Origin of the sequence: Hydrogenophaga sp. RAC07, from assembly GCF_001713375.1 — a bacterium.
Lineage (GTDB): Bacteria > Pseudomonadota > Gammaproteobacteria > Burkholderiales > Burkholderiaceae_C > Hydrogenophaga.
In genome coordinates this window covers 4,216,405-4,242,489 of record NZ_CP016449.1, presented here as the reverse complement: position 1 = coordinate 4,242,489, position 26,085 = coordinate 4,216,405, and the positions used below count along the sequence as shown (strand labels likewise).

Genomic DNA, 26,085 nt, shown 5'->3' with positions numbered 1-26,085 from the left:
TGCTTCCAGGGCCTTTGTTCATGGCGTGTCCACGACATACCATCGCCAGCACACATGAAAACCTTCCGTGTCCGGATTGATGGCGAGGTGGCTGACGCCGAGGCCGACAGCGAGACCAGCTTGTTCGCTGCCCTGGCGCGCGCGGGCATGGCATGGCCGGTGTCCTGTCGCAACGGTACCTGTCGCACGTGCATGGCCCGTTTGCTGCAGGGGCAAGTGCGTTACGACATTCCCTGGCCGGGCCTGAGTGCAGAGGAAAAGACGGAGGGCTACTGCCTGCCCTGCGTTGCGCGACCCATCGCGGATGTTGTCATCGCCCGGGCCTGAAAACCGGGCCACACACGACGTTCACCACCCTCTCCAGGAAGAGAAGGCACAGCGCTCCAACCGCAAGCAGCTTGCCTTCGAGCTACGCCCGTCCATCGCTCACCGCCGGCTGCGCCACGCGCGTGGGCGCGAACATGCTGCGCCCCAGCCATCGCCAGAGCCGCTGGCCGTTGCGCCCCGCTCCCTGCACCGTCAGGTCGCCCGACTGGATCTCACGCTCCGGGGCGCTGTCGCCGGTCCAGATTTCGGTGAGCGCGCGCACCGTCGAGTCGACCAGCACGCTCACGTCGTGGCCCGGGTCGTCCCGGCACAGGTCGGCCACGTGGTGTTCCACCACCAGCCACCACTGCCGCTCGGTCGCGGGGCCGTCGCTGAACCGGAAATGGACCACCGTGCGGCCTTCGTCGGGGAACTCTTCCATGCGTGCGAAGCGGCGGATGTCCCACATGAGGAAACCGGCGTCGAGTTGCTCGGGGCGCAGCCGGCTGCCGATCCAGCGCGCGCCCCAGTGGCCCAGACCCACCACGATCGGTCGCAGTTCCTCGCCCGCGGGGGTGAGGTGGTATTCCCAGTTCTTCTCGACGCGCCGCCGCTCGACGACGCCGATCTCTTCCAGTTTGCGCAGGCGCTGCGTCAACAGCGTGGACGACATGCGCGGCACGCCACGGTGGATGTCGTTGAAGCGATGGCTGCCGCACAGCAGCTCGCGCACGACCAGCGGCGTCCACAGTTCGCCCAACACCTCGGCACCCCGGGCGACGGTACAGAACTGCATGTAGTCGATCATGCGGATCAGTCTAGTCGTGTGCCGGCAGAACGCCTACTCCAGATTCTGGACTTGAGCGCACCCGCCACCCGGCATACCTTGACGACCGACCGTGCATGTCGCATCGGTCAAGTCCAAGGAGCACTGCCATGACCGAAGCCCTCGTTTCCGCCCCCGCTGCACCCGCTGCACCAGCCGTCTTCGACGCCGAGAAGTTTCGCCAGACCACGCGCGCGCAGTGGGAAAACGCCGCTGAAGCCTGGGATCGATGGGGGCCCTTGCTGGCCCGCTGGCTGGGCCCGGCGACCGAGGCCATGCTGGACATGGCGGCCGTTGGCCCCGGCGCGCGCGTGCTTGACGTGGCGGCCGGCGCGGGCGAACAGACCCTGGTCGCCGCGCGCCGCGTGGGCGCGACGGGTCATGTGCTGGCCACCGACATTTCACCGACGATTCTTCGACATGCGAGGCAGGCGGCCGAACAGGCCGGCCTGTCGAACGTGGAAACCCGTGAGCTCGATGGTGAGTGCCACGATCTGTTGCCCGGTGGCTCCTTTGATGCCGCGGTGTCGCGCGTCGGCCTGATCTACTTTCCCGACCAGCAGCGCGCGCTCGCCGGCATCCGCCACGCACTGAAGCCGGGCGGGCGTTTCGCCGCGGTGGTGTATTCCACGGCCGAACGCAATCCCTTCTTTGCCGTGCCGGTCGGCATCATCCGCCGCCGCGCGCAGTTGCCACCGCCCTTGCCTGGACAACCAGGGCCTTTTTCCTTGGGCGGTGAAGGCGTGCTGGCGACAGTGCTGGAGCAAGCGGGTTTTCGCGACGTGGAGGTGCGCAAGGTTGACTCCCCGGTGCGTCTGCCCACGGCCACCGAGTGCGTGCGGTTCGAACGGGAATCCTTCGGCGCGCTGCACCAGATGATGGCCAGTCTGAGCGACGACGAGCGTACCGACACGTGGAGAGAAATCGAGGAAGCCTTGCACCGCTTCGAGACCCCGGCGGAGGGTTTTGTGGGTCCGTGCGAGATGCTGGTGGGCGCGGGCACGCGGTGACCGCGCCTCATGCTGATGCAGCCGACCGGAGGCTCAGGCCTTCGTGTCCAGCAGCGTTCCCAGCATGCGGTCTTCCGTCTGCACGGTGCGCAGGTTGGCGGCGAAGCTGTAGAGGCTCATGCGCTGGCCCACCAGGTCGTCGGCCAGTCGGTCGAAGGGCGCTGACACGTCGGCCTCCCGACCGATCCGTGTGTCCACACCGCCCCTCTCGGGCCGAGCCGTCTGCACCGTGACCTGGCGCCGGAAGTCCGGTGTCTGCACGTTGGCCACGTTGTGGGCGTGCGAGTCCAGCTTGAGCTGCGCGGCGCGCATGCCGCTCAGGCCGATGGCGGTGACGGACATGGACATGGTGGTCGTGGTGCTGGAGGGCGGATGGGTGGGGATCTCAACCAGCCTATCGGCCACCGCCGCGGCAACTTGAGCCCTTGGCCGACACAATCGCCGCCCCTCTGCGAAAATCGGGCCCATGAACGCGACCAACACCACCGAACTCATGCACACCCTGGGCCAGCAGGCCAAGGCGGCCTCGGCGCTCATGGCCAAGGCCAGCTCGGCCACCAAGCAGCGGGCCCTGCTTGGCCTGGCCGCCCTGCTGCGCGCCAACGTGGACGCCCTGCAGCGGGACAACGCCAAGGACCTCGAACGGGCGCGCGCCGCCGGCCTGGCCGAACCCATGGTGGACCGACTCAAGCTCACGCCCAAGGTCATCGAGACCTGCGCCCAGGGCTGCGAGCAGCTGGCCGCCATGCCCGAGATCATTGGCGACATCACCGGCCTGAAGCAGATGCCCAGCGGCATCCGCGTGGGGCAGATGCGCGTGCCCATCGGTGTGTTCGGCATGATCTACGAAAGCCGCCCCAACGTGACCATCGAGGCGGCGTCGCTTTCCATCAAGAGCGGCAACGCGGCCATCCTGCGCGGTGGCTCGGAAGCCATCGAGTCCAACCGCGCGCTCAACAACCTGGTGCAGCGCGCATTGACGGACGCCGGCCTGCCCGCCGACGCAGTGCAGCTCGTGCCCACCACCGACCGCGCCGCCGTGGGCCAGCTCATCACCATGCCGCAGTACGTGGACGTGATCATTCCGCGCGGCGGCAAGGGCCTGATCGAGCGCATCAGCGCCGAGGCCAAGGTGCCGGTCATCAAGCACCTGGACGGCAATTGCCACACCTACGTGGACGATCCGTGTGACGTGGCCATGGCGGTGACGGTGGCGGACAACGCCAAGACCCAGAAGTTCAGCCCCTGCAACGCCACCGAGAGCCTGCTGGTGGCGCGCGCCGTGGCCGCCAGCTTCCTGCCGAAGATCGGTGCCATCTACGCCGCCAAAGGGGTCGAGATGCGCTGCTGCCCCGAGAGCAAGGCGATCCTTTCGGCGGTGCCAGACGCCGACCTGAAAGATGCGACCGAAGCCGACTGGTCCGAGGAATACCTGGCACCGGTCATCAGCATCAAGCTGGTCGAGGGCGTGGACGAAGCCATTGCCCACATCAACCGCTACAGCAGCCACCACACCGACGCCATCCTCACCACCGACCACAGGCACGCCCAGCGGTTTTTGCGTGAAGTGGATTCGGCCAGCGTCATGGTCAACACCAGCACCCGTTTCGCCGACGGTTTCGAATTCGGTCTGGGCGCCGAAATCGGCATCAGCACCGACAAGTTCCACGCCCGTGGGCCGGTGGGGGTGGAGGGCCTGACTTCGTTGAAGTACGTGGTGTTGGGCGAGGGTGAAGTTCGGGGCTGATCAAGGCCCATCGGAGGGAGTGAACATGTGCCGCAACATCAAGACCCTGTTCAACTTCGAGCCACCCGCCACGGAACTGGAAATCCGCGACGCCGCGCTGCAGTTCGTGCGCAAGCTCAGCGGTTTCAACGTGCCGTCACAAGCCAACGAAGCCGCGTTTGATCGCGCGGTGGCCCAGGTGGCCGACTCTGCCCGCGAACTCATCCAGTCGCTGCGCACCAGCGCCGAGCCCCGCGACCGTGAGGTGGAAGCGGCCAAGGCCCGTGCCCGCACGGCGGCGCGCTTCGGCACTGCCCGCTGATGAGGCCCCGGCCTGCGCAAAAGAAGCCAGACAACCACGCGGGCCTGGCTTGAAATGGGTGCCATCCGGCCCCATTACACTGATTACCCCCACCCGTTGCCGCCGCAGGCCTTTTCCTATGGTCCCCCACCTCGTCACCGCCCTGACCGGCCCCATCAACGAGCTTGAGCAGCGCATCCTCGAGTCCACGCCGGTCATCGAGCGCTGGTTCCGGCTGGAGTGGATGGAGCACACGCCGCCGTTTTACAGCTCGGTGGACGTTCGCAATGCCGGCTTCAAGCTCGCGCCGGTGGACACCAACCTCTACCCCGGCGGCTGGAACCACCTCACGCCCGAGATGATTCCGCTGGCGGTGCAGGCGGCCATGGCGGCGATCGAGAAGATCTGCCCCGAGGCCAAGAACCTGCTGCTGATCCCCGAGAACACGCGCGACACCTTTTACCTGAGCAACTTGGCCCAGCTGCAGCGCATCTTCTACATGGCCGGCCTCAACGTGCGGCTGGGCTCGATGTCCAACGACATCAAGGTGCCCACCACCATCGAGCTGCCCGGTGGCGAAAAGGTGGTGCTGGAACCGCTGATCCGCACCAAGCGGCGCCTGGGCCTGAAAAACTTCGACCCCTGCACCATCCTGCTCAACAACGACCTGAGCGCGGGCGTGCCCGGCATCGTGGAAGACCTGCACGAGCAGTACCTGCTGCCGCCGCTGCACGGTGGCTGGCCCACGCGGCGCAAGAGCCACCATTTCAAGGCCTACGAAGAGGTGTCCAAACGCTTCGGCAAGCTGCTGGGCATGGACCACTGGCTCATCAACCCGATGTTCAACCAGTGCGGCGAGGTCGACTTCAACACCGACGCCGGTCTTGAATGCCTGCGCAGCAACACCGACGCGCTGCTGGGCAAGATCCGCCGCAAGTACAAGGAATACGGCATCAACGAGAAGCCGTTCGTGGTGGTCAAGGCCGACAACGGCACCGGCGGCATGGGCATCCTCACCGTGCGCGATGCGCGCGAGATCGACAACCTCTCCGCCAAGACCAAGGCCCACATGGCCGTCACACAGTCGGGGCAGGCGGTGCACGAGGTGATCATCCAGGAAGGTGTGCTGACCAACGAGCGCATCAACAGCGCGGTGGCCGAGCCCGTGGTCTACATGATGGACCGCTACGTGGTGGGCGGGTTTTACCGCGTGCACGCCGATCGGGGGGTGGACGAGAACCTCAACGCCCCGGGTTCCAGCTATGTGCCTTTGGCGTTCGAGCAGAGCGCGCAGCTGCCGCAGCCCGGCGTGAAGCCCGGCGCGAGCGTGCCCAACCGCTTCTACATGTACGGCGTGATCGGCCGCCTGGCCATGCTGGCCGCCAGCTACGAGCTCGAAGCCACCGACCCCGACGCCGAGGTCTACGAGTAAGTTGCTGCAGCGCAACATAAGCGCTGCGCCACGGCTTTAGAGCCCCTGGCCCACAGACACGGGGGACCGGGCGGGCGCAAAATCGCGGTCCCCAGACAACCTGCCCCGAGCCCGCAAGGCCGGGGTTGTTTTGTGTCAGCAAGCAAATCGTCTCTCACAGCGCTCACCCTGGGCGCCATCGGTGTGGTCTACGGCGACATCGGCACCAGCGTGCTGTACGCCGTCAAGGAGGTCTTCGGATCCGGCCACGTTGAGTTCACCCACGCCAACGTCTACGGCGTGCTGTCCATCCTGTTCTGGACGCTCACCGTCATCGTCTCGCTGAAGTACGTGGTGCTGGTCCTGCGGGCCGACAACCACGGCGAGGGTGGCCTCATCGCCATGCTGGCGTTGGCCTCCACCGCGGTGAAAGACCGGCCCGAGTTGCGCCAGACGCTGCTGGCCATCGGCATCTTCGGCACCGCGCTGTTTTACGGCGACGGTGTCATCACCCCGGCCATCTCGGTGCTTTCCGCGGTGGAGGGCCTGGAGGTCATCTCCCCCGCCTTCCGCCAGTACGTGGTGCCCATCACGCTGGTGGTGCTGTTTGCCTTGTTCGCCGTGCAGAAGCGCGGCACCGGCGGCATCGGCAAGTTCTTCGGCCCGATCACCGTGGTGTGGTTTGTCACCATCGCGGTGCTGGGCGTGGTGCAGATCGTGGACCACCCCGAAATTCTGGCCGCGCTGAGCCCGCACCACGCGCTGCGCTTCATGTGGCAGCAGCCGGGCACCACCTTCATCATCCTGGGCGCGGTGGTGCTGTGCGTCACCGGAGCCGAGGCGCTCTACGCCGACCTCGGCCACTTCGGCAAAAAGCCGATCCGCCTGGCCTGGTTCCTGGTGGTCATGCCCTGCCTGACGCTGAACTACTTTGGCCAGGGCGCCTTGCTGCTGGCGCGGCCCGAAGCGGTGAAAAATCCGTTCTTCAACATGGCACCCGACTGGCTGCTGCTGCCGCTGGTGCTGCTGGCCACCATGGCCACGGTGATTGCCTCGCAGGCGCTCATCACCGGCGCCTTCAGCGTGACCAAACAGGCCATGCAGCTGGGTTATCTGCCGCGCCTGCAGGTGCAGCACACCAGTGAACACGACACCGGCCAGATCTACATGCCCTTCGTCAACTGGGGCCTGTTTGCCGCCATCGTGCTGGCGGTGGTCATGTTCAAGTCGTCCACCAACCTGGCCGCGGCCTACGGCATCGCCGTCACACTGGACATGCTGATCACCACCGTGCTCACGTTCTACGTGATCCGCTACGGCTGGAAGTACCCGCTGTGGCTGTGCCTGGCGGCCACCGGTTTCTTCTTCGTGGTCGACCTCGCGTTCTTCACATCCAACCTGCTCAAGCTGTTCGCCGGCGGCTGGTTCCCGCTGCTCATTGGCGGTCTGGTGTTCACGCTCATGATGACCTGGAAGCGCGGCCGAGGCCTCATGGGTGAAGCCCAGCAGGCTGAGGCGCTGGACCTGCCGAGTTTTCTGGAGGCGGTGTTCGTGAGCCCGCCGGTGCGTGTGGCCGGCACCGCGGTGTTCCTCACCGCCGAGCGCGGCACCGTGCCCAACGCAATGCTGCACAACCTCAAGCACAACAAGGTGTTGCACGAGCAGAACCTGTTTGTGACGGTGCGCAGCCATGAGGTGCCGTGGATCGCCGCCGGGCAGCGCCTGCAGATCGACCCGCTGGGCCACAACTGCTGGGCCGTGACGCTGAACGTCGGCTTCAAGGACGAGCCCGACGTGCCCAAGGCGTTGCAGCTCATGCGCGGGCACGGCTGCGAGATGGAGACCATGACCACCAGCTACTTTCTCTCGCGCGACGTGGTCACGCCCACGCTGGGCAGCGGCATGGCGCCCTGGCGCGAGAAGCTGTTTGCGCAGATGCACCACAACGCCAGCGCCGCGGCGGAGTTCCTGCACCTGCCGAGCAACGCGGTGATCGAGCTCGGCTCCAAGATAGAGATTTAGAGAAAAAGGGCCCCCACGCTCCCCCGCTGCGCGTGGTCCGCTGCCCCCAGGGCGGGGAAGGGCCCCGGTCCTTGCCGGGTCCGGGGGCTGACCCGCCTTGGGGCGGCCCGGCGGCGGGTCTAGCGCCCGGTCCGGATCCAGCGCGCTGCCTTCTCCGCAATCATCAAGGTGGGGCTGTTCGTGTTGCCGCTGGTGATGGTGGGCATCACGCCCGCGTCCACCACCCGCAAACCGGCCACACCGCGCACACGCAGGTGGCTGTCCACCACCGCCATCGGGTCGTTGGTCGCTCCCATCCTGGTGGTGCCCACCGGGTGGAAGATGGTGCTTGCAATGTCGCCGGCCAGGCGCGCCAGCTCTTCGTCGCTCTGGAACTGCACGCCGGGTTTGTGCTCTTGCGGCTGGTATTTCGCGAGCGCCGGTTGGGCCACGATGTGGCGCGTCACGCGCAGGCTGTCGGCCGCCACCTGGCGGTCTTCGGGCGTGCTCAGGTAGCACGGCGCAATGGCCGGTGCCGCGCCGGGCAGGGCCGAGGTGATGCGCACGTGGCCGCGGCTGGTGGGGTTGAGGTTGCACACGCTGGCGGTGAACGCTGGAAAGCTGTGCAGCGGTTCACCAAAGGCGTCCAGGCTGAGCGGTTGCACGTGGTATTCGATGTTGGGCCAGGGCTGGCCCGGGTCGCTGCGGGTGAAGGCGCCGAGCTGGCTGGGCGCCATGCTCATGGGGCCGCTGCGCTTGAGCGCGTACTCCAGCCCGATCTTGGCCTTGCCCCACAGGCTGCTGGCCAGCACGTTGAGCGTGGTCGCGCCCTGCACCTTGAACACCGCGCGGATCTGCAGGTGGTCCTGCAGGTTTTCGCCCACACCGGGCAGATCGTGCTGCACGTTGATGCCGTGCTGTTGCAACAGCGCGGCCGGGCCGATGCCCGAGCGCTGCAGGATGGCCGGTGAACCGATGCTGCCGGCACTCAGCACCACCTCTTGCGCGGCCGACACGCGCACGCGTTGCCCGCCACGCAAGAGCTCCACGCCGGAGCAGCGCAGTCCGCCGTCTGCATCGCGCTCGAGCACAAGTTTGTCGGTGGCGGTTTCGGTCCACACGGTGAGGTTGGGGCGGCCTTGCGCCGGGCGCAGGAAGGCCTTGGATGCGTTCCAGCGCCAGCCGCTTTTCTGGTTCACCTCGAAGTAGCCCACACCTTCGTTGCTGCCGCTGTTGAAGTCGGTCGTGGCGGGCACACCGGCTTGTTGGGCCGCCTGTGCGAAGGCATCGAGAACGTCCCAACGCAGGCGTTGTTTTTCGATGCGCCATTCGCCGCCGTGGCCGTGCAGCTTCGCGAATGCGGGGTCTTGCGCGGCGTCGAGCCGGTGGTGGTTTTCGTGCGCCTTGAAGTCGGGCAGGCAGTTGTCCCAGCGCCAGTCGTCGTCGCCCGTGAACTGCGCCCACTGGTCGTAGTCGCGGCTCTGGCCACGCATGTAGATCATGCCGTTGATGCTGGAGCAGCCGCCCAGGCCCTTGCCGCGCGGGTAACGCAGCCGGCGGCCGTTGAGCCCCGGGTCGGGCTCGGTCTGGTAGAGCCAGTCGGTGCGCGGGTTGCCGATGCAGTAGAGGTAACCCACGGGGATGTGGATCCAGTGGTAGTCGTCCTTGCGGCCGGCTTCCACGAGCAGGACGCGCTTGGAAGCGTCGGCACTCAGGCGGTTGGCCAGCAGGCAGCCGGCGGTGCCGGCGCCGATGACGATGAAGTCGAAGGTGGTGTTGTTCATGGAGGCGTCTCCTCGCCTGGGTGGTCGTCGCTGAGTCCGTAGTCGCCGCGCTCGAACGCGACCAGCACCGCCTCGGCCTGTACCCGTCGGTGCTCGGGCACCTGCACCCGCACAGGAATGGCACTGGCGAGCAGTGTGTAGGCCTGCACCAGGTGCGCGTCGGCCACGGCCGCCGGCACACCGGCGGCTTGCAGCACCCCGCGAAGCAGGTAGGCCTCGGTCGGGCTGAACACGGTGATCAGCGTTTGCCAGTCACCGTTGTCCGGGTCGTAGGGACTGTTGCCGTCGCTCACGCCCGGCTCCGGTTCACTTTGCGGTGGGCATGACAAATTCAGCGCCCTTGCCGATCGACTCCGGCCAGCGTTGCATGATCGATTTCTGCTTGGTGTAGAAGCGCACGCCTTCCTCGCCGTAGGCGTGCATGTCGCCAAACAGGCTCTTCTTCCAGCCACCAAAGCCGTGCCAGGCCATGGGCACGGGAATCGGCACGTTGATGCCGACCATGCCCACCTGGATGCGGCGCGCGAATTCGCGCGCCACGTTGCCGTCGCGTGTGAAGCAGGAAACGCCGTTGCCGAACTCGTGGTCGTTGATGATCTTCACGGCCTGCGCGAAGTCGGGCACACGCACACAGCTGAGCACCGGGCCGAAGATCTCTTCCTTGTAGATCTTCATCTCGGTCGTGACGTGATCGAACAGCGTGCCGCCCATCCAGAAGCCCTTGCCGCATCCTTCGCCGGTGTTCGACGCATCGAAGCCGCGGCCGTCCACCAGCAGCTTGGCGCCTTCTTTCGCGCCCGCCTCGATGTAGCCGGTGATGCGCTGGTGCGCGGCGGCGGTGACGATGGGGCCCATCTCGGCGGCCAGGTTGGTGCCGTTGAGCACTTTCAGCGCCTTGGTGCGCTCGATCAGCTTGGGCATGATCTTGTCGGCCACGTCGCCCACCAGCACCGCCACGGAGATCGCCATGCAGCGTTCGCCGGCCGAGCCGTAGGCCGCGCCGATCAGCGCGTCCACCGCCTGGTCCAGGTCGGCGTCGGGCATCACCACCATGTGGTTCTTCGCGCCGCCCAGGGCCTGCACGCGCTTGCCGTGGTGCGCGCCGGTTTCGTAGATGTAGTTGGCAATGGGCGTGGAGCCCACGAAGCTGATGGCCTTCACATCGGGGTGAACCAACAGCGCGTCGACAGCTTCCTTGTCGCCCTGCACCACGTTGAACACGCCGTCGGGCAGGCCGGCCTTCTTGAACAGCTCGCCCATGAACAGCGAAGCCGACGGGTCGATCGGGCTGGGCTTGAGCACGAAGGTGTTGCCCGCTGCGATGGCCACCGGGAACATCCACATAGGCACCATCACGGGGAAGTTGAACGGCGTGATGCCGGCCACCACGCCCAGGGGCTGGCGCAGCGTCCAGTTGTCCATGCCGGTCGACACCTGGTCGGTGAAATCGCCCTTGAGCAGCTGCGGAATGCCGCAAGAGAATTCGATGATGTCGATGCCGCGCGCCACCTCGCCCTGCGCGTCGGTGAACACTTTGCCGTGCTCGGCGGTGATCAGGTGGGCCAGCTCGTCCTTGTGCTGGTTCACCAGCTCCAGGAACTTGAACATCACACGCGCCCGGCGGATGGGCGGGGTGTCGGCCCAGGCCGGGAACGCGGCTTGCGCCGCGGCCACGGCGGCGTCCACATCGGCGTGGTTGGCCAGCGCGACCTGGCCACTGACGGCGCCGGTGGCGGGGTTGAACACGTCCTGGCGGCGCGGCGAGGTGCCCGGGGTCACCTGGCCGTGAATGAAATGGTCGATCGAGCGGGGGGTGTTGGCCATGGCGGTCTCGTGTGAATGGAGTCGAAGAGTGAAGGCAGTGTAGGCACCGCACACCCCCTCGCCTAGTGGCAAGGACTGAACTGATTGTTTGAAATGGTGAACAATCCAGGCATGGATGAGAAAAAAGTCGAAGCCCTCTGGATGCACCTGCACTGGCTGACCGTGCTGGCGCAGCAAGGCAGCTACACCGCGTCGGCACAACGCCTGGGCGTGAGCAAGGCCGCCATGAGCCAGCGCATCAGCGAACTGGAGCGGGCCGCGGGCGTGCCCCTGGTGCAGCGCACCACGCGCAGCGTGCGCCTGACCGAAGCGGGCCAGCAGTTGGTGGACGGCATGCGCGAGCCCTTCGAGCGCATTGCGCAAAGCTTCTCCAGCGTGCGCGATCTCGCCGAAGAGCCAGCGGGGCTGGTGCGCGTCACCGCGCCGGTCGCGTTTGCGCGCCAGCAGCTGGTGCCCAGAATCGCCTCGTTCGTGCAGGCGCATCCGCGCATCCGGCTGGAGCTGGACATGTCGGACCGTCTGAGTTCGCTGGCCACCGAAGGCTTCGACCTGGCGATCCGCCACACCGCCTCGCCGCCCGACACCCACGTGGCCTGGCCCCTGTGCAGCACACGCTCGGTGCTGGTGGCCAGCCGCGAGTACCTGCGCCAGCACGGCACGCCGGTCGCACCCCAGGACCTGGCCCGACACGCCTGCCTGCACTACCCGCGCGCGCAGGACACATCGGCCTGGCACTTCACGCCCGCCGAGGGGCGCAAAAAGCCGCAGGCCCAACGCGTCACGGTGCCGGTGAGTGGCCCGTTCAGTGCCAACAACAGCGAAGCCCTGCGCGACGCGGCCATCGCGGGCCTGGGCATCGCGCTGGTTCCTGATTTCAGCGCGCAGGCGGCCTTGCAGTCGGGCCAGCTGGTGGAGGTGCTCACGGGTTGGGCGTCCGTGGGCACGTTCAGCGCCCAGATCTACGCGGTGCGGCCCTACGCCAGCCACGTGCCGCGGTCGGTGTCGGCGTTCGTGGCCTGGTTGCGGGTGGCGTTGGCGGATGGGTTCGACGTGCGGGCTGCTGCGCCCCGGACGCGGTGACGCACCGTCGACCAACGGCTTCGGGCGGTCTGTTGGCCTGACGACGCTTGCTTTTACGAACTGATCATCCCGATATCTCTGCTTTTTCAGAACCCATTGGAGGCCTACCCTACTGGGTATTCAATGTTCCTTGAAGGAGACTCTGATGAAAAAGTGGATTTCCCTGTTGGCCGTGGTCATGACCCTCGGCCTTGGCGCGGCGCATTTCGACGCTGAAGCTCGACGCATGGGTGGCGGCAAGTCGTTCGGCATGCAGCGCCAGGCCGCGCCGCCGGCCAAAGCGCCTGCCGCACCCACCGCCGCGCCAGCCGCAGCGGGTGCCGGTGCCGCAGCCGCCAGCACCGGTCGCAGCTGGATGGGCCCGATCGCGGGTCTCGCCGCCGGCATTGGCCTCATGGCCCTGGCTTCGCACCTGGGCTTCGGTGAAGGCATGGCCAACATCCTGATGATCGGCCTGCTGATCGCCGCTGCCGTCGCCGTGTTCGGCTTCATCATGCGCAAGCGTGCGCAGGCCCAGCAAGGTGGCTCGGGCGGTCTGGCCTACGCGGCAGCGGGTGCCAACCGCCAGAGCACACCCGACCTGAACGCCTTTCGCACGCCGGTGAACGCGGGTGGCGGCTCCATGATCGGCAGCTCGCTGGGTGGTGGTGTCGCCAGTGCCATCCCGGCCGACTTCGACGTGGCCGCTTTCGAGCGCAACGCCAAGGTCAACTTCATCCGCCTGCAGGCCGCCAACGATGCGGGCAACCTGGACGACATCCGCGCCTTCACGACGCCGGAAATGTTTGCCGAGCTGCAGATGGACCTGAGCGAGCGTGGCGCTGCGACCCAGCACACCGACGTGGTGCGCATCGACGCCTCGGTGCTGGAAGTGGAAGAAGGCGACAGCCGCTACGTGGTGAGCGTGCGCTTCACCGGCGAGACGCGCGACAGTGGCGCCGAACTGACCGAGAGCTTCGACGAGATCTGGCACCTGACCAAGCCGCGCCAGGGCAACGGCGGCTGGCTGCTGGCCGGTATCCAGCAAAGCACCTGATGCCGCTGCGGGATCATCCCCGCTGCTGAACAAGCGACAAGGCCCCTGCACTCACGTGCCGGGGCCTTGTTGTTGGCGCCTGCGGTTCAGGTCGGCTTGGGCGGCGCCGCCTGGCGCTGCAACCGGTCCCAATCCTTCAGCGTCTGTTGCAGCCGGTTTTTCGAGTCGGGATGGCCCTTGGCAAAGGTCTTGGTGAGGAAAGAGCGCAGCCCTTCCTCGGGCGCGGGCGCACCGCGGGCCTTGAGCGCGTCGATCAGCAGCATCACCACCTGAAAACTGTGGGCGCGCGCCGCCATGTGCAGCATGGCCTGACCGGCCGGCGTGCGGTCCTGCGGGTCGGCGCCGTTGTCCAGCATGTAGCGCACGAGGCCCGTCTTGCCCTCGCTGCAGGCCCAGTGCCAGGGCACGAGGCCGCCCTCGGCCGGGGCGCTGAAATCGGCGCCAGGCGCGAGCAGCTCGGGCGCCAGCGGCCAGCCCGAGGCCTTGATCATTTGTTGGGTCTTCCAGTCGGTCATCGGTTCGCAGGGTGTGGGTGGATGGTGGGTTATCTCATGAATTCGCCACATGAATGCCTTCGACTGACTTTGGCGGTACATGCTTGATTTGCAACACCCGTTTGTGCTTTTTCGGGCTCGGGTAAACCTTGCTTGACAGGGAATTGGACGCGGCCGGATCATGCCTTCGGTCGAGAGTTCCCAGGTCTGATTGCAAAGAACGGTCAGAGCGCATTTGAGCTTCGAATCAAAGCTTCGATTCGAGCTTCCCCTGTTCCCGCCAGCCCACCCGAGAGCGCCGTGTTGCCCCGCCCCTCCAGTTCCCTGTCTGCCTTTGCCCAGGCCAGCGCACAGCCGGCCTTGGCAACGCTTGTCTACCGAAGCCGCTGCGTCACGCCCCTGGACGGCCCGGCACTGAATCAGTTGGTGGAGGCTGCGTTCCAACGCAACCTGGCCGAGTCGGTCACCGGCTTGCTGATCTACGACGGCGGGCGGTTCCTGCAGTGGCTGGAAGGCCCGGCCGAGAGCGTGGACCGGATCTGGCAGTCGATCCGGGTGGACAGCCGGCACACCGACGTGGAGATCCTGGGCCACATGCCCACCACCGTGCGCTGTTTCCCCGACTGGGGCATGAAGCTGGGGGACCGCGACCCGAGCGAGCGGCCCGATGCCGCCAACGACGCGCACATGAGACCGCCGCACAACCTGATCGAGCTGCTGCGCAGCCAGCAGGGTGTGCCGCACGCCAGCGCCACCGACTTCTGGCAGAGCGCCCCGGCGCAACCCGAGTTCGAACACGAATTCGCCCGGCTGGACCACGAAATCCTCAAGCGCGTGGTGGACTCCACCGTGCTGCCCCAGGTGACGCCGCGCTACGGTGTCGAACAGCCGCACACCGAGGCCGATCGCGATCCCCGCATGGCCAGTCTGGCGCGCCTGCTGGTGGCGACGGACCCGGCCGAGGCGTTCGCGCTGCTCGATGTGTTGCACGCCGAAGCGGGCTCGCTGCGCGCATCCTGCATGTGGGTCTCGGAGCCGGCCGCGCGCGACCTGGGCGATTTGTGGGCGTCCGACGAGGTGTCTGAATTTGACGTGACGCTCGGGCTGGGCCGCCTGCAGCAGTCGTTTCGCAAGCTGTGCCTGGAGGCGGACCACAACGACCGGCCCCAGGAGCGCCTGCGCGGGCGCATCCTGATCGCGCCGCTGCCGGGTGAGCAGCACCTGATGGGCGCGGTGTTCGACGCCGAGATGATGTGGCGCGAGGGCTGGGACACGCACTGCGAGTTTCCCGAGGACAACGCCGCGCTGATCAAGCTGGTCAAGCGCCAGTGGTTCGACGTGGTGGACCTCTCGCTGAGCCTGGCCTTCAACCGCGAGGACTGGATGCCGCGCATGGCGCAGACCATCACCGACGTGCGCCGCGCCTCGCTCAACCCGGCCCTGGTGGTGGTGGTGCGCGGCCGTGTGTTTTTTGACCACGACGGGCCGCTGCCCGAGCTGATCCACAGCGTGGGCGCCGACGGCGCGAGCACCGCCGCGGTGCTGGTCGTGCCGTCGTTTCAGGCCTCCGCAGCACGCGGCTGAAGCACGGTCGCCGGCAGCGCTGCGGCGCGCAGCCGCTCGGTGATGGGACCCGGGTCGCGTTGAACGACCAGCCAGCGCACCGGGTGCAAGAACCTTGACGACGAACCTTGCATCTCGTTCAAGGTCTCCACCAGGGCATCTGCCGGCCAATCCACCGCCACCACCAGCGTGGACCGCCGCGGCTCGAACCGCGCCAGCGCCGCGCGTGCCTCAGGCTCATTCAGCGCGTAACCGCAGTCCCACGGGTCGGAGATCATGCGGCTGCGCCACCACGCCACGTCACACGCCTTCACGCGCAGGCGCAGCAGCAGGCCTGACAGCGCGCCGCCGGCTTCGAGCAACTGGTGACTGCCATCCAGGTGGCGGCTGAAGGCTTCGATCAGGGCGAGCGCGGCGGGGTCGTCTGCTGGCCAGACCGCGACCGAAAGACGGGGATCCACCTGCGGGGCTTGCGTGGGCCGCAGCAGCGGGCTGCGGCCGTTGCCTGCGCCCTCGAAACACCAGGCTTGCAACCCGGCCCACTGCGCAGCGGTGGGCCGGGCCAACGGCGGGGCGGGATGGCCGGGCAAGCTCACGCTCAGGGCCGCGCCGTCAAAGCGCGCGCGCAGCGTGGCCAGCAGGCGGCGGCGCGGGTGTTCAGCCACGCGGCGGTTGCGCCAGAAAGAAGCGCAGCATCTCCGCCGAGGCGTCCGGCCCGGCGTTGTCGGTGTAAGTGCCAGCGGCATCGCCGCCCGACCACGCGTGGCCCGCGCCGTGCACGGTCCACTGCTCCACCAACACCCGGCCAACGGCGTCGGTGTGCCGTTCGCGCGTGTAGCGGCGCCCGCCGGCGGCGGTGCCGGTGTCGCGGCTGACGTCCAGCGCGGGCGTGGCCCGGCGGGCCTGCTGCGCGATGTGCTCGCCGTTGCTGTGCTGCACGGTGTGGTCGCGGTCGCCGTGAAAGACGATGGTGGGCACGGCGTGCGCTGCGCTGTGGCCCGCGACGCCGCGGCCCTTCATGGCGGCCATGGCCGAGGGGATGTCGTACGCGGCCGCGTACGGCAAGCCCGAGTGCGCGCCCACGGCCGCAAACAGCTCGGGCCAGGTCTCGCCCAGCACCACCGCCATGGCGGCGCCGGCAGAAAGCCCGGCCACAAACACACGCTGCTTGTCGACTGCTTGCTCGTTCATGACCGCTCGAACCATGGCCGCGATCAGCGCGGGTTCACCGCCCTCGCGCACCTGGTCTTGCGGGCGAAACCAGTTCCAGCAGCGCGAGGCGTTGGCGCTGGCCGATTGTTCGGGGTAGAGCACCAGAAAGCCGTGTTCGTCGGCCAGGCGGTTCATCTGCGTGCCGGCGGCAAAGTCGTCGGCCGACTGGGTGCAGCCATGCAGCATCACCACCAGCGGTCGTGCGCCGCTGGCGTCGCCGGCCCGCGCAGCCGGCTGGTAGAGCTTGTAGTCACGCGCACCGGCCGGGTGCTGCACTGTGCGGCGCATGAATGAGCCGGCAGCGTGCGTCGCCGCAGGCTTGGCGTTGACGTCGCGTGCCACCACATCGATCACGTCGGCTTCGGCCTCCGGTGTTCCACCCCCCAGGCCGGCGGACGCCAGCGCCTTGCGGATGGTGTCGGTCACGCCCTTGAGCGGACCGCTCCGGGTGTCGAGCCCGGCCTGCGCAAGCGCCTGGCCGATGGTGTCGTTGATGTTCATGGCCAGCGTGGTCGAGAGGGGTGTTTTCAAGGGATGTGTTTCGTGAACGTGAAAAGGATTCAGACGGTGCGGGGCGCCAGCGCGCGGCGCACAGCGGGGCTGGCGTGGAAGGCGCCGAGCACGGAAACGGAGTCGATGGCGGCCAGGGCGAGTTCGGGCGTGACGTCGTCGTCGATGCGGGCCAGGCCCACCACCTGGATGCGCAGGCGCTCACCGGCGGCCAAAGCGCGTTCCAGATCGGCGCGCGTGAGGTGCTGCAGGCCGAGCGTGAGCGTCTTGCGGGCCACGGTTTGTCTGAGCGTGTCGGCGTGGGTGGCGAGCAGGTTGCGCACCGCCGTGCGCACCAGATCCGAACGGTTGGAATAGAAGCCTTCCTGCACCAGCAGGTCGACCTGACCCAGGTCGACCACGCCGAGATTGACGGTCATCTTTTCCGAATCGCCCACCCGTGGGCGCACATCGAGCTGCCGGTTTGTCATTGTTTTGCCATCCATGTGGAATCCATATGGATGGCATTTAAGCACGGATCGGCGGATTGCAAGAGCGTGCCGAACACTCAACGCGGGGGTGCGCTGGCGAACAGCGCCATACTCGGCGCGCCCCCACACTCCCGGCCGTGACCATGACAACACCTGCCACACCCGCCTCACCGCCCGCGCCGGCCGCCGCTGTCGAATCCGCGTCCAGTGAGCCGCAGGCGCTCTCCCCGCTGATCACGCCGGCGGTCTCGGCTCCGCTCACCTTGCGCCTGATGCTGGCCGCGGTGACCGTGGCCTTCTTCTGGATCCTGCTGCCCTTCTTCGGCACCATCCTGTGGGGCGCGATCATCGCGCTGATGTTTGCGCCGCTCTACCGCTGGTTGCTGCCGCGCATGAACCATCGGCACACACGCGCCGCGCTGGTCACCATGGGTGCCGCGGTGCTCGTGGTGGTGCTGCCGGCGGTGCTGGTGTTGATGTCCCTGGCGCGCGAGGCCACGCAGATGTATGCGCGCATCCAGTCGGGCGAGGTCAACCCGGCCTTGGTGTTGCGCGGGCTGTTCAACGCCTTGCCCGATGGCGTGATCTCCTTGCTGCGGCGCTTTGGTCTGGGCAACTTCGACCAGGTGCAGCGAAAGTTCAACGCCTTGCTCACGCAAGGCAGCGAACTCATCGCCACCCACACCTTCAACTTCGGTCAGGACCTCTTCACGCTGGTCATCAGCCTGTTCATCACGCTGTACCTCGCGTTTTTCCTCACACGCGATGGCGCGAGCATCGTGCGCAGCATCCGCATGGCCATTCCACTGCCGCCTGACCACAAACAGGAACTGCTGGAGCGTTTCGGCACCGTGCTGCGCGCCACCGTCAAGGGCAACCTGGTGGTCGCTTTGGTGCAGGGCTTGCTCGGGGGCCTGGCGTTCTGGGTGCTGGGCGTCAACGGGGCGTTGCTGTGGGCGGTGCTGATGGCCGCACTCTCGCTGCTGCCCGCCGTGGGCGCCGGCCTGGTGTGGGTGCCGGTTGCGCTGTACCTGTTTGCGGTGGACCAGGTCTGGCAGGGCGCGGCCCTGGTGGCCTGGGGCGTGCTGGTCATCGGGCTGGCCGACAACGTGCTGCGACCGCTGCTGGTGGGCAAGGACACCGGCATGCCCGACTATCTGGTGCTGATCACCACGCTGGGCGGCATTGCGGTCATGGGCATCAACGGATTTGTGATCGGCCCGACCATCGCGGCCATGTTCGTCGCGGTCTGGCACATCCAGACCACCACACGGCAGACCATCCCGCCACACAAGCCGATGGTGTTCGCGCCGCCACCGGACCCTGACGCGGTGGACACGGTTTCACCCCCTGCGCCCACGCCCGCTCCCTAGACCGCCGGCACGCTGAGCAGGCTCTGCACCAGCGGGTGCTGCACCTTGCGCGCGGTGCCGATGGCGTAGAAGTGTTCGCGCACGCCGTCGCACGCGCCGATCCACTGCAGGCCGTAGCCCTTGGACAGCTTCTCGCGCATGCGCTCGGAGGCCGGGAACACGCCCATGCCCGAGGAACCGAAGGTGGCCAGCAGGGCGCTGTCTTCAAACTCGCCCACCACGCGCGGCAGCACGCCGTGGCCCTCGAACCACTGGTCGATGCGCAGGCGCACGGAAGCGTGGGCTGTGGGCAGCAGCACCGGCACGTTGGCCAGGCTGTGGGGAAAGTCCTGCCGCGCCTGGGCCAGCCAGGCCTTGGGCGCGTACCAGCCCAGTGCCGACGAGCCCAGCGCATGGCTGTAGAGCCGCAGGTTGGGGTTGGCGGGCGCCGGCCGGTCGGCCAGCACCACGTCGAGCCGGTGCAGCGCGAGCTCGGCCAGCAGGTCGTCGAACTCGCCTTCGTGGCACAGCAGGCGCAGGTTGGGCTCGGTGAGCGCGGGCTCCAGCAGGTCGCGCACGGCGAGCTTGGGCAGTCCGTCGGAAATGCCCACCACCAGGCGCACCTCGCTGGCGCGTGTGGCGTCGCGCACGGCGGCGGGCAGTTGCTCACCCAGATGGAAGATCTGCTCGGCCACCTGCAGCGCAGCCTGCCCCGCTTCCGTGAGCGCCAGTCCGCGCCCGGCGGGTTTGAACAGCGCGTGGCCCAGCGACTGCTCCAGCAATCGCACCTGTGCGCTCACCGTCTGTACCGCCAGCCCCAGGCGGTCCGCCGCGTGCGACATGCCGCCTTCTTTGGCCGTGACCCAGAAGTAGTACAGGTGCTTGTAGTTGAGTTCCGTGTGCATTGTTCGACTTATAAGGATGAAATTGCAGTGATTTTCTGCTTTTTGAGAAGTGTCTGCACGCCTAAGCTCGCGCTTTTCGTCAGGAGATCCCATGCACACCTACCCCGTCAACAGTCCCCAAGCCGCTGCCCGCCTGCTCGCCATGGCCTTGGTGGCCGATGGCAACTACGCCTTGAGCGAGATCCGGGCGCTGGACCGGCTGGACGCCGCGCGTCAACTGGGCCTGTCGCCGCAAGACCTCAAGGCCGTGATTGAAACCTTTTGCGAAGACCTGCTGCTCGGCGCGCACGGTGAATGGCTGGGATCGTCGCAGCTCGATGCCACCACCCGCCAGGCCCTGCTGGCCGAGGTGACCGACCTCACCCTGCGCACGAAAATCGTTGCCTTGTGCGAAGCTGTGGTGGCTGCCGACGGTCATCTGGCCGACGGTGAAACCGCGATGCTCGACAGCCTCGCGCGCGCCTGGCGCCAGATGCCCGGCAACCACCGAAACACCGAAGGAGCCTTGTCATGAAAACCATCGTCTGGGGCGTGTTCGCCTTTCTCTCGGTGTGCTGGACCGCGCTGATCGCGCTGTCGGTGCAACTCACCCACTGGCTGGTGGGCGCGGCGGGTTCGGGCCAGGCCACGTCTGCCGCCACGGCCGTGGGCGAGTGGCCCGTGCCGGCCTGGGCCGCGCTGTGGGTCGACCCGGCGTGGATCCAGTCCTTGCAGTTGATGTGGCTGGGCCTCGTGCAGTGGCTGGGCCAGGTGGCGCCGTCGAGCGACGGCGTCATGGGCTGGATCACACCGCTGCTGTGGACTGGCTGGGGCCTGGGCATGTTGTGCCTGCTGGTACCCGCGATCGGCCTGCACTGGATGGTGGGCCGCTTGAACAAACCCACCACGCTGCGCAATGTGCCGGCGCAGGGCCGCGCTTGAGCGAGCGGCTGGCGCAATCGCTGCGCCGCGCGGCCCATGCGCACGCGGCCAGTGCGCGGGGGCAGGCGCCCGACCCGGCCGATCTGCGGCTGAACCTGGCCGAGTTGTTGCAACTGCACGGTGACAGTTCGACCGCCGTGGTGCTGATGCTCATGGCCCTGCTCACCGTGGTGCCGATTGCCGGCGCCGGCACGGTGCTCAGCCTGGGCATCCTGGTCATCGCCTGGGGCTGGGCGCGCGGGCGCGACACGGTGGACTTGCCCGATCGCCTGGGCGCCCTGAGCCTGAACGAACGCTGGACCGGGCGCTGCCTGCACGGCCTGGCCTGGATGTACGAACGGGCCAACCGCTGGCTGCGGCCGCGCTGGTTGGTCTTGAGCCACGACGCCACGCGCTGGGGCTGGGGCGTCTGGATCGCCCTGATGGCATCGGTGATCTTTCTGCCCTTGCCGCTGGGCAATGTGCTGCCCAGCCTGAGCCTGATCCTGCTGAGCCTGGGCTGGATGTTTCGCGACGGCATCGCGCTCGCGGTTTCCGCGGTGACGGGTTGCGCGGCACTGGCCTACACCGCGTCGCTGGCCCACCTGCTGGTGCAACTGGTGGACCGCGCCCGGGGCTGGCTGCCCGTCTGACTCCCGTTGCGGCGGGGTGATGTGCCGCAGAAGCGGCGCCTAGAATCGGCGCACACCACCGGACCCACCGTTTGACGCCTGCCGCCGCCACCGCCCGCCCCACCGAAACCTGCCCGCTGTACGTGGACCTGGACGGAACGCTCACGCCCAGCGACACGCTGTACGAGTCGGTGATGCTGTTCATCCGGCGCAACCCGCTGAACCTGCTGCGCCTCTTCGTGTGGCTGCTGCTGGGCAAGGCCGGCTTCAAGCTCAAACTGGCCAACGCCGTGCGCCCCGACCCGGCGCGCCTGCCCTACCACGAGCGTTTTGTGCAGTACCTGCGCGAGGAACGCGCGCGCGGTCGCAGCCTGGTGCTGGCAAGCGCGGCGGACGCGCGCATCGTGCGCGACGTCGCCGCCCACCTCAACCTGTTCGACGACACGCTCGGCACCAATGCGCGCGCCGACGGCGTGAACCTCAGCCGGGGCAACAAGCGCGACGCGATCGCGGCACACGCGCAGGCCCTTGGCCACAGCAGCTGGGCCTACGCGGGCAACAGCCGCGACGACATCGCCGTGTGGCAGGGCAGCGCACAAGCGGTGGCGGTGAACGCACCGGCCAGCGTCATCAACGCGCTGCACAAGGTGCATCCGCAGGCGCGGGTGTTCGAGCGTGAACCGCTGCGCCTGAAGACCGTGCTGCGCGCCATCCGTCTCAAGCAGTGGTCCAAGAACGCGCTGCTGTTCATTCCGCTGCTCGCCTCGCACCGGCTCGACCCCCAGCTCTGGGCGCTGGTGCTGGTGGCGTTTGTGGCGTTTGGCCTGTGCGCCTCGGCCACCTACCTGTTCAACGACCTGCTGGACCTGCCCAACGACCGCGCACACCGCCTCAAGCGCTTTCGGCCGCTGGCCGCGGCCACCATCAGCATCCCGCTGGCGGTGGTGCTGGGCAGTGTGATGCTGGTGCTGGCCTTCGTGCTGGCCTGGGCGGTGTCGCCGGCCTTTGCCGCCATGCTGCTGGTCTACACCGTGACCACGCTGGCCTACTCGCTGGTGCTCAAGCGGCTCGCGCTCATCGACGTGCTGGTGCTTTCCGGTCTGTACACCTTGCGCATCGCCGCTGGCGCGGTGGCGGCGCAGGTGGAGCTCTCGAACTGGCTGGCCGCGATCTCGATCTTCTTGTTCCTGAGCCTGGCGCTGGTCAAGCGCTGCGCCGAACTCGAAGAGCTCGACGACGAACGCACCACGCTCGCACCCGGCCGCGGTTACCAGCCGCGCGATCTCTCGTCGCTGCGCGCCATGGGCATGGCCAGTGGCTTCCTGGCGGTGATGGTGCTGGCCCTGTACATCGACAGCCAGAACAGTGAAATGCTCTACGCCAACCCCGAGTGGTTGTGGGCCGCCGCACCCGTGCTGCTGTTGTGGATCATGCGCATCTGGCTCAAGACCGGGCGGCGTGAATTGCACGGCGAAGACCCGCTGCAGTTCGCGTTGAAAGACCCCTTCAGCTGGATGACGCTGCTGGCCATGGGCGGCATCGGTCTCACGGCCACCATCGGACTTTGACGCACCCATGAAATCCATCGCCATCGGTCTCGCCGTCTTCTGTGTGCTGCTGTCCTCGGCCGCGCAGATCGCCATGAAACGCGGCATGGGCGCGCCCAGCGGCGCCGACGTGGGTGCCACCTACCTGCACGCGCTCACCAGCCCCCTGGTGTGGCTGGGTCTGGTGCTCTACGGCGCCAGCGCCGTGTTGTGGCTGTGGGTGCTTTCGCGGCTCGATGTGAGCCTGGCCTACCCGTTGGTGAGCCTGGGCTTTGTGGTGACCATGGCGCTGGGGGTGCTCTGGCTGGGCGAGCCGTTCTCGTGGCTGCGGGTGGCGGGCTGCACCTTGATCGTGGTGGGCGTGAGCCTGCTGGCCATGGACGCTTGAGAACCCAGCGATGCGCGCCTCCGAATTTTCCGCACACGCGTCGCGCCAGATCTTCTGGTCATTCTTCGCCATCACCCTGGTCCTGAAGATCGCACTGGCGGCGGGTTTCCCCTTCTCCGGCGACGAGGCCTTCTTTTACCAATGGGGCGTGTTTCCGGCCTGGGGCTATTCAGACCACCCGCCCATGGTGGGCTGGCTGCTCGCGGTGCTGCGCCAGATCAGCGAACACCCGCTGGCGCTGCGCAGTTTCACACTCATCGTCACCAGCGTGATCGCGCTGGGCATCGTCGATGCGCTGCGCCGGTGGTTGCCCGACGAGCAGGAGTCCAGCGCCTGGCTGGCCGGTGCGGTGTACCTGGCCATGCCGTGGAGCTGGATGTTTGTGCTCGTGACCACCGACACGCCCTTGATCTTCTTCATGGCGCTCTCGGCCTGGGCCTACCTGCGTGCCGACACCAGCGCCACGCGAAGCGTGCCCTGGTACGCGCTGGCGGGCCTGTTTCTCGGCCTCGCGTTTCTTTCCAAGTACTTCGCAGCACTGCTGGGTTTTGCCTACGCCGCGCACTGCTTCGGCTGGCGGCGCGAGCGCTGGTGGGCGCCCTTCCTCATCTTCGCGCTGGCCCTGCCCTCGATCGCGCTCAACGTGGCCTTCAACGCCACGCACGGCTGGACCAATGTGATGTTCAACGTGTTCAACCGCAACGAAGGCTCGGCCTGGTCCTTCAAGACCTTCGGCACCTACCTGGCCATGGCGGTCTACCTGCTCACGCCATGGTTGCTGTGGCGCAGCGCGGTGGCCCGCCCGATCGCAGGGACCTCGGCCACCACACGCACCACGCTCGCGGTGCTGTGGCTCTTCCCCCTCGTGGTGTTCGCCCTGTTGAGCACGCGCCGCACCATCGGACTGCACTGGGTGCTGGGCTTCGTGCCGCTGTTCGTGGTGTGGGCCGGGCTGCGGCTGGAAGCCCGCCCCTTGCGCAGCGCATTGAACTGGACGGTGGCGCTGTCCGTGCCCCACCTCCTGGTGGTCGCCGCCATCGCCTGGGCGCCATTGGCCTGGTGGCAGCCCTTCAAAATTCATGACCGCGCGGTGTTTCTGCGCGAGACCCCCGCGGTGGTGGCCGCGCTGAGGCAAGACATGCCGCCCGGCGCCACGCTGATGGCGCACACCTACAACCCCGCCGGCATGCTCGCGTTTCACCACGGCGCCTACGTGCCGGTGTTCGGCGTCGGCCGCCACCACGCGCGGCAAGACGACCAGATCGTGGACTTCCGTTCATACGACGGCAAACCGATCCGCGTCTTCCTGTACGACGAACCCGTGCTCGCCGAGTTCGCGCCGTACTTCGAGCGGGTGAGCGTGAAGCGCTTCGAGGTGGAAGGCGTGGCGTTCTTCGCGGTGGATGGCGTGGGGTTCCGCTTTCAGGCGTACCGCGACGGGGTGCTGGCGGAGGTGGCGCGGGAGTTCCACAACGTGCCTTCGTGGCTCCCTGTGCTGGGGAGTCCGTTCTGTGAGCGGTATGGGTTTGTGGCCTGCTCGCCTGGGCGTTCTTGAGGGGGTTTCGGCGTGATGTCTGGAGAACCTCAGGGCGCAGCAAACGGTACGCGTTGAGCCACGGCACACATCAGCTCATAGCCGATCGTGCCCGCCGCCGCCGCCACCTCATCCACCGCCAACACAGCCCCGGCCGAAGACCGCCCCCACAACACCACCTCCGACCCCATGCCGGCGGCATCCAGGCCCGAGAGATCCACCGTCACCATGTCCATGCTGACCCGCCCCACCACCCGGGTTCGCACACCATCCACCAGCACCGGCGTGCCATTGGGTGCGTGGCGCGGATAACCATCCGCGTACCCACACGCCACCACGCCGATGCGCATGGGTTGCTTGGCCGTGAAGGCCGAGCCGTAGCCCACGGTGTCGCCGGCCTGCAGCGTCTGCACGCCGATGATGCGGCTCGACAAGGTCATGGCCGGTTGCAGGTTCCACTCAAGCGCAGAGCGCGCCGGAAAGTCGGGCGCGCTGCCGTAGAGCGCGATGCCTTCGCGCACCCAGTCGGCGGCCAGGTTGGTCACGCCTTCGCCGCGCAGCGCATCGCCCGGGTTCCTCAACAAGGCGGCGCTGTTGCACAGCGTGCGCTCGCCTGGCAGGTCCGCGGTGGCGGCTTCGAAGGAGGCCACCTGGTGGGCAATGCCGCGTGGGCCGTCGGCGTCGCTGAAGTGGGTCATGAGCGAGATTTCGTCCACCTGGGGCAGCGCGTTCAGGCGCGCCCAGGCGCTGCGAAACGCGTTGGGGGTGAAGCCCAGCCGGTTCATGCCGCTGTTGAGCTTCAGGAAGACGCGGTGCGGCACCAGCGTCTTGTGCGCGGCCAGCCAGTCGATCTGCTCGGTGCAGTGCACGGTGTGCCACAGGTGCAGGCGCGAGCACAGCTCCAGGTCGCGCGGTTCGAACGCGCCTTCCAGCAACAGGATGGGGCCACGCCAGTCGAGCGCGCGGATGCGTTCGGCCTCGGCCAGATCGAGCAGGGCAAAACCATCGGCCGCGCGCAGGGCATCAAAGCAGCGCTCGATGCCATGGCCGTAGGCGTTGGCCTTGACCACCGCCCAAACCCGCGCATCGGGGGCGCATTCGCGGGCGCGTTGCAGGTTGTGGCGCAGGGCTTCGGGGTGGACGGTGGCAAGGATCGGGCGGGGCATGGGCGTGCGGGCGTGAGGTCCGTCATCGAAAGGCGTTGCAAGCGGGTTCAACGCCGGTGAATGCGTGGTCGTTTCAGGGCAGCGTGCTATAACCCCGCATCCCCTGG

General features: G+C 67.5%; 27 protein-coding genes. 16 read left to right on the top strand and 11 right to left on the bottom strand.

Annotation, left to right across the window (positions count from 1 at the left end; translation table 11 throughout):
* The first annotated feature begins 54 nt into the window (after positions 1–54).
* A complete protein-coding gene (locus tag BSY239_RS19795; RefSeq protein ID WP_083240086.1) occupies positions 55–327 on the top strand; it encodes a 2Fe-2S iron-sulfur cluster-binding protein in 273 nt (90 codons plus the stop codon).
* An 82-nt stretch (positions 328–409) separates the two neighbouring features.
* Here BSY239_RS19795 and BSY239_RS19790 read toward each other — a convergent pair whose 3' ends face one another.
* A complete protein-coding gene (locus tag BSY239_RS19790; RefSeq protein WP_172823134.1) occupies positions 410–1,114 on the bottom strand; it encodes a winged helix-turn-helix transcriptional regulator in 705 nt (234 codons plus the stop codon).
* A gap of 128 nt (positions 1,115–1,242) precedes the next feature.
* Here BSY239_RS19790 and BSY239_RS19785 point away from each other — a divergent pair, with 128 nt between their 5' ends.
* Positions 1,243–2,142 (top strand): class I SAM-dependent methyltransferase, encoded by a 900-nt coding sequence (locus BSY239_RS19785; RefSeq protein WP_069048316.1) that lies wholly within the window; start codon positions 1,243–1,245, stop codon positions 2,140–2,142.
* 33 nt (positions 2,143–2,175) lie between these two features.
* Here BSY239_RS19785 and BSY239_RS19780 read toward each other — a convergent pair whose 3' ends face one another.
* Positions 2,176–2,490, bottom strand: coding sequence for a flagellar basal body rod protein (locus tag BSY239_RS19780; RefSeq protein WP_069048315.1), 315 nt, complete (start codon positions 2,488–2,490; stop codon positions 2,176–2,178).
* Positions 2,491–2,608: 118 nt separating this feature from the next.
* Here BSY239_RS19780 and BSY239_RS19775 point away from each other — a divergent pair, with 118 nt between their 5' ends.
* The 4 genes from BSY239_RS19775 to BSY239_RS19760 all read left to right on the top strand — a co-directional run bounded on the left by BSY239_RS19775 (position 2,609) and on the right by BSY239_RS19760 (position 7,602).
* Positions 2,609–3,889, top strand: a complete 1,281-nt coding sequence (locus tag BSY239_RS19775; protein ID WP_069048314.1) for a glutamate-5-semialdehyde dehydrogenase — start codon at positions 2,609–2,611, stop codon at positions 3,887–3,889.
* Positions 3,890–3,914: 25 nt separating this feature from the next.
* Positions 3,915–4,190, top strand: a complete 276-nt coding sequence (locus BSY239_RS19770) for a DUF2277 domain-containing protein (RefSeq protein ID WP_069048313.1) — start codon at positions 3,915–3,917, stop codon at positions 4,188–4,190.
* Positions 4,191–4,308: 118 nt separating this feature from the next.
* Entirely contained in the window at positions 4,309–5,601 is a 1,293-nt protein-coding gene (gshA, locus tag BSY239_RS19765) for a glutamate--cysteine ligase (protein WP_069048312.1), read from the top strand.
* A 132-nt stretch (positions 5,602–5,733) separates the two neighbouring features.
* The gene (locus BSY239_RS19760) at positions 5,734–7,602 is read left to right on the top strand and encodes a potassium transporter Kup (protein ID WP_069048311.1); all 1,869 of its coding nucleotides are present in this window, start codon (positions 5,734–5,736) and stop codon (positions 7,600–7,602) included.
* Between the two features lie 119 nt (positions 7,603–7,721).
* Here BSY239_RS19760 and BSY239_RS19755 read toward each other — a convergent pair whose 3' ends face one another.
* The 3 genes from BSY239_RS19755 to BSY239_RS19745 are packed head-to-tail and all read right to left on the bottom strand — an operon-like array spanning position 7,722 to position 11,189.
* Positions 7,722–9,365 (bottom strand): GMC family oxidoreductase, encoded by a 1,644-nt coding sequence (locus BSY239_RS19755; RefSeq protein ID WP_069048310.1) that lies wholly within the window; start codon positions 9,363–9,365, stop codon positions 7,722–7,724.
* Positions 9,362–9,658, bottom strand: a complete 297-nt coding sequence (locus BSY239_RS19750; protein WP_069048309.1) for a putative signal transducing protein — start codon at positions 9,656–9,658, stop codon at positions 9,362–9,364. Before BSY239_RS19750 ends, BSY239_RS19755 begins: the two co-directional genes overlap by 4 nt.
* Before the next feature lie 13 nt (positions 9,659–9,671).
* The gene (locus BSY239_RS19745; RefSeq protein ID WP_069048308.1) at positions 9,672–11,189 is read right to left on the bottom strand and encodes a CoA-acylating methylmalonate-semialdehyde dehydrogenase; all 1,518 of its coding nucleotides are present in this window, start codon (positions 11,187–11,189) and stop codon (positions 9,672–9,674) included.
* 111 nt (positions 11,190–11,300) lie between these two features.
* Between BSY239_RS19745 and BSY239_RS19740 the strand changes: the two genes are divergently transcribed.
* Both BSY239_RS19740 and BSY239_RS19735 read left to right on the top strand, forming a co-directional pair.
* Positions 11,301–12,269, top strand: a complete 969-nt coding sequence (locus BSY239_RS19740; RefSeq protein WP_156775541.1) for a LysR family transcriptional regulator — start codon at positions 11,301–11,303, stop codon at positions 12,267–12,269.
* A 145-nt stretch (positions 12,270–12,414) separates the two neighbouring features.
* The gene (locus tag BSY239_RS19735; RefSeq protein ID WP_069048306.1) at positions 12,415–13,305 is read left to right on the top strand and encodes a Tim44 domain-containing protein; all 891 of its coding nucleotides are present in this window, start codon (positions 12,415–12,417) and stop codon (positions 13,303–13,305) included.
* An 86-nt stretch (positions 13,306–13,391) separates the two neighbouring features.
* On the opposite strand, the gene BSY239_RS19730 is transcribed toward BSY239_RS19735, so the two are convergent.
* Positions 13,392–13,820, bottom strand: coding sequence for an ankyrin repeat domain-containing protein (locus BSY239_RS19730; protein WP_069048305.1), 429 nt, complete (start codon positions 13,818–13,820; stop codon positions 13,392–13,394).
* 279 nt (positions 13,821–14,099) lie between these two features.
* Between BSY239_RS19730 and BSY239_RS19725 the strand changes: the two genes are divergently transcribed.
* Positions 14,100–15,383, top strand: coding sequence for a BLUF domain-containing protein (locus BSY239_RS19725; RefSeq protein ID WP_172823133.1), 1,284 nt, complete (start codon positions 14,100–14,102; stop codon positions 15,381–15,383).
* On the opposite strand, the gene BSY239_RS19720 is transcribed toward BSY239_RS19725, so the two are convergent.
* The 3 genes from BSY239_RS19720 to BSY239_RS19710 are packed head-to-tail and all read right to left on the bottom strand — an operon-like array spanning position 15,359 to position 17,569.
* The gene (locus tag BSY239_RS19720; RefSeq protein ID WP_069048303.1) at positions 15,359–16,027 is read right to left on the bottom strand and encodes a hypothetical protein; all 669 of its coding nucleotides are present in this window, start codon (positions 16,025–16,027) and stop codon (positions 15,359–15,361) included. The genes BSY239_RS19725 and BSY239_RS19720 overlap by 25 nt on opposite strands.
* On the bottom strand, positions 16,020–17,105 hold the full coding sequence (locus BSY239_RS19715) for an extracellular catalytic domain type 1 short-chain-length polyhydroxyalkanoate depolymerase (RefSeq protein WP_236944109.1): 1,086 nt from the start codon (positions 17,103–17,105) through the stop codon (positions 16,020–16,022). The genes BSY239_RS19720 and BSY239_RS19715 overlap by 8 nt, the downstream gene beginning before the upstream one ends.
* Positions 17,106–17,134: 29 nt before the next feature.
* Entirely contained in the window at positions 17,135–17,569 is a 435-nt protein-coding gene (locus BSY239_RS19710) for a CopG family transcriptional regulator (RefSeq protein WP_236944108.1), read from the bottom strand.
* 128 nt (positions 17,570–17,697) lie between these two features.
* Here BSY239_RS19710 and BSY239_RS19705 point away from each other — a divergent pair, with 128 nt between their 5' ends.
* Positions 17,698–18,927, top strand: coding sequence for an AI-2E family transporter (locus BSY239_RS19705; protein WP_069048300.1), 1,230 nt, complete (start codon positions 17,698–17,700; stop codon positions 18,925–18,927).
* Here BSY239_RS19705 and BSY239_RS19700 read toward each other — a convergent pair.
* A complete protein-coding gene (locus tag BSY239_RS19700; protein WP_069048299.1) occupies positions 18,924–19,811 on the bottom strand; it encodes a LysR family transcriptional regulator in 888 nt (295 codons plus the stop codon). The two genes, BSY239_RS19705 and BSY239_RS19700, sit on opposite strands and share 4 nt — an antisense overlap.
* Positions 19,812–19,902: 91 nt before the next feature.
* On the opposite strand from BSY239_RS19700, the gene BSY239_RS19695 reads away from it, so the two are divergent.
* From BSY239_RS19695 to BSY239_RS19670, 6 genes are all read left to right on the top strand, one after another.
* Positions 19,903–20,325 carry a tellurite resistance TerB family protein gene (locus tag BSY239_RS19695; RefSeq protein WP_069048298.1) on the top strand — a complete coding sequence of 141 codons (423 nt, stop codon included), beginning with the start codon at positions 19,903–19,905 and terminating at the stop codon, positions 20,323–20,325.
* Positions 20,322–20,732: a hypothetical protein gene (locus BSY239_RS22630; RefSeq protein ID WP_069048297.1), complete on the top strand. Its 411-nt coding sequence runs from the start codon at positions 20,322–20,324 to the stop codon at positions 20,730–20,732. Before BSY239_RS19695 ends, BSY239_RS22630 begins: the two co-directional genes overlap by 4 nt.
* Entirely contained in the window at positions 20,729–21,364 is a 636-nt protein-coding gene (locus BSY239_RS19685) for an exopolysaccharide biosynthesis protein (RefSeq protein WP_069048296.1), read from the top strand. The genes BSY239_RS22630 and BSY239_RS19685 overlap by 4 nt, the downstream gene beginning before the upstream one ends.
* 71 nt (positions 21,365–21,435) lie before the next feature.
* A complete protein-coding gene (locus BSY239_RS19680; RefSeq protein WP_069048295.1) occupies positions 21,436–22,911 on the top strand; it encodes a UbiA family prenyltransferase in 1,476 nt (491 codons plus the stop codon).
* A 7-nt stretch (positions 22,912–22,918) separates the two neighbouring features.
* On the top strand, positions 22,919–23,278 hold the full coding sequence (locus BSY239_RS19675; RefSeq protein WP_069048294.1) for an SMR family transporter: 360 nt from the start codon (positions 22,919–22,921) through the stop codon (positions 23,276–23,278).
* A 10-nt stretch (positions 23,279–23,288) separates the two neighbouring features.
* Entirely contained in the window at positions 23,289–24,833 is a 1,545-nt protein-coding gene (locus BSY239_RS19670; RefSeq protein ID WP_069048293.1) for an ArnT family glycosyltransferase, read from the top strand.
* Between the two features lie 29 nt (positions 24,834–24,862).
* On the opposite strand, the gene alr is transcribed toward BSY239_RS19670, so the two are convergent.
* Complete coding sequence (gene alr / locus BSY239_RS19665; RefSeq protein WP_069048292.1) at positions 24,863–25,978, bottom strand: alanine racemase; 1,116 nt, start codon at positions 25,976–25,978, stop codon at positions 24,863–24,865.
* Positions 25,979–26,085 lie beyond the last annotated feature (107 nt).

Bases quoted from the DNA above. Each gene is read 5' to 3' on its own strand.
- BSY239_RS19710 (WP_236944108.1), bottom strand. From the start codon at position 17,569: ATGGATGGCAAAACAATGACAAACCGGCAGCTCGATGTGCGCCCACGG.
- BSY239_RS19755 (WP_069048310.1), bottom strand. From the start codon at position 9,365: ATGAACAACACCACCTTCGACTTCATCGTCATCGGCGCCGGCACCGCC.
- BSY239_RS22630 (WP_069048297.1), top strand. From the start codon at position 20,322: ATGAAAACCATCGTCTGGGGCGTGTTCGCCTTTCTCTCGGTGTGCTGG.
- BSY239_RS19740 (WP_156775541.1), top strand. From the start codon at position 11,301: ATGGATGAGAAAAAAGTCGAAGCCCTCTGGATGCACCTGCACTGGCTG.
- BSY239_RS19705 (WP_069048300.1), top strand. From the start codon at position 17,698: ATGACAACACCTGCCACACCCGCCTCACCGCCCGCGCCGGCCGCCGCT.
- BSY239_RS19700 (WP_069048299.1), bottom strand. From the start codon at position 19,811: ATGCACACGGAACTCAACTACAAGCACCTGTACTACTTCTGGGTCACG.
- BSY239_RS19670 (WP_069048293.1), top strand. From the start codon at position 23,289: ATGCGCGCCTCCGAATTTTCCGCACACGCGTCGCGCCAGATCTTCTGG.
- BSY239_RS19785 (WP_069048316.1), top strand. From the start codon at position 1,243: ATGACCGAAGCCCTCGTTTCCGCCCCCGCTGCACCCGCTGCACCAGCC.
- BSY239_RS19775 (WP_069048314.1), top strand. From the start codon at position 2,609: ATGAACGCGACCAACACCACCGAACTCATGCACACCCTGGGCCAGCAG.
- BSY239_RS19770 (WP_069048313.1), top strand. From the start codon at position 3,915: ATGTGCCGCAACATCAAGACCCTGTTCAACTTCGAGCCACCCGCCACG.
- BSY239_RS19790 (WP_172823134.1), bottom strand. From the start codon at position 1,114: ATGATCGACTACATGCAGTTCTGTACCGTCGCCCGGGGTGCCGAGGTG.
- BSY239_RS19780 (WP_069048315.1), bottom strand. From the start codon at position 2,490: ATGTCCATGTCCGTCACCGCCATCGGCCTGAGCGGCATGCGCGCCGCG.
- gshA (WP_069048312.1), top strand. From the start codon at position 4,309: ATGGTCCCCCACCTCGTCACCGCCCTGACCGGCCCCATCAACGAGCTT.
- BSY239_RS19795 (WP_083240086.1), top strand. From the start codon at position 55: ATGAAAACCTTCCGTGTCCGGATTGATGGCGAGGTGGCTGACGCCGAG.
- alr (WP_069048292.1), bottom strand. From the start codon at position 25,978: ATGCCCCGCCCGATCCTTGCCACCGTCCACCCCGAAGCCCTGCGCCAC.
- BSY239_RS19675 (WP_069048294.1), top strand. From the start codon at position 22,919: ATGAAATCCATCGCCATCGGTCTCGCCGTCTTCTGTGTGCTGCTGTCC.
- BSY239_RS19745 (WP_069048308.1), bottom strand. From the start codon at position 11,189: ATGGCCAACACCCCCCGCTCGATCGACCATTTCATTCACGGCCAGGTG.
- BSY239_RS19730 (WP_069048305.1), bottom strand. From the start codon at position 13,820: ATGACCGACTGGAAGACCCAACAAATGATCAAGGCCTCGGGCTGGCCG.
- BSY239_RS19735 (WP_069048306.1), top strand. From the start codon at position 12,415: ATGAAAAAGTGGATTTCCCTGTTGGCCGTGGTCATGACCCTCGGCCTT.
- BSY239_RS19695 (WP_069048298.1), top strand. From the start codon at position 19,903: ATGCACACCTACCCCGTCAACAGTCCCCAAGCCGCTGCCCGCCTGCTC.